The sequence below is a fragment of the Pyrinomonadaceae bacterium genome (assembly GCA_036277115.1).
Taxonomy (GTDB): domain Bacteria; phylum Acidobacteriota; class Blastocatellia; order Pyrinomonadales; family Pyrinomonadaceae; genus UBA11740.
The window spans coordinates 1-1050 of record DASUNM010000025.1 but is presented as its reverse complement, the minus strand read 5'-3'; the positions used below and the strand labels follow the sequence as shown (position 1 = coordinate 1050).

Here is a 1050-nt window from a genome sequence, read left to right as displayed (position 1 = left end):
CCGGTGGCGGACGCCTGCTGAGCAACGGCTGCTGCCGAAAAGACGAGCCACAGTGCGGCAAGCGGCACCACCGCTGAGGCGCTGCGGATAAATGTACCTAGGGCGTGTCGTCAGTTGAGCAAGATGACGGTTGCGGTGAGTTGGACGGCGGCAAGGAAGTTTGCGGCGATTTTGTCATAGCGCGTCGCGATCCCTCTGAACTGTTTGAGTTTATTGAAGAAGCGTTCGATAAGGTTGCGCTCCTTGTAGAGCGCGAAGTCGCAGGGTCGTCGGACGGTTCGGTTGCTTTTGGAGGGGATCACAGGCGTGATGCCGGCCTCGAGAAGCGGCTCGATCAGGCGATCGGCATCGAAGGCTTTGTCGCCGATCACGGCCTGCGGGTCGGTCTCGGCGAGCAAGGCGAGCGCCGGTTCGAGATCGTGCGCCTGACCTGGCGTGAGGGCCAGCGCGATTGGGTTGCCGAGCGCGTCGACGACGGCATGGATCTTGGTCGTCAAGCCGCCTCGGGAGCGGCCGAGGGCTTGCTCTTCGCCCCTTTTTTGCGCGCCCCGGCGCTGTGCTGATGGGCGCGCACGATGGTCGAGTCGATCATCACGTACTCGTTGTCGGGATCGCCGGCCAAGTGCTTGAAGATGCGATCGAACACGCCGGCCTTGCGCCATCGGCTGAAGCGCTGGTGCGTATTCTTCCAGTCGCCGAAGCGCTCCGGCAGATCGCGCCAGGGAATCCCGGCTCGATACCGATACAGCACCGCTTCGACGAACAACCGATTGTCGGCCGCCGTTCCGCCGACATGCCCCTCCCGCCCCGGCAACAAAGTCTCGATCCGCTCCCATTGGTCGTCCCGCAACGCGTATCGCCGCATCGATCAGCTCCCATCAAGCTGATCGCCTATGAATCACTCTTTCACCTCGCTAGGAATCCCCTAACTGACGACACGCCCTAGGCCTGTTTACAAACTTGCACCGGTGCCGGGCAGTGCCTTCTTAAGGGCAGGTGCTCGCATGCCTGCGCCGGACGCCAACGGGCAAGGCCCACTTGCGAGCCGAG

General features: G+C 62.9%; 1 pseudogene. It reads right to left on the bottom strand.

Going from position 1 to position 1050, the window contains the following annotated elements:
• Positions 1-110: 110 nt before the first annotated feature.
• A pseudogene (locus VFX97_16210) lies at positions 111-865 on the bottom strand (IS5 family transposase).
• Between the last annotated feature and the right edge of the window lie 185 nt (positions 866-1050).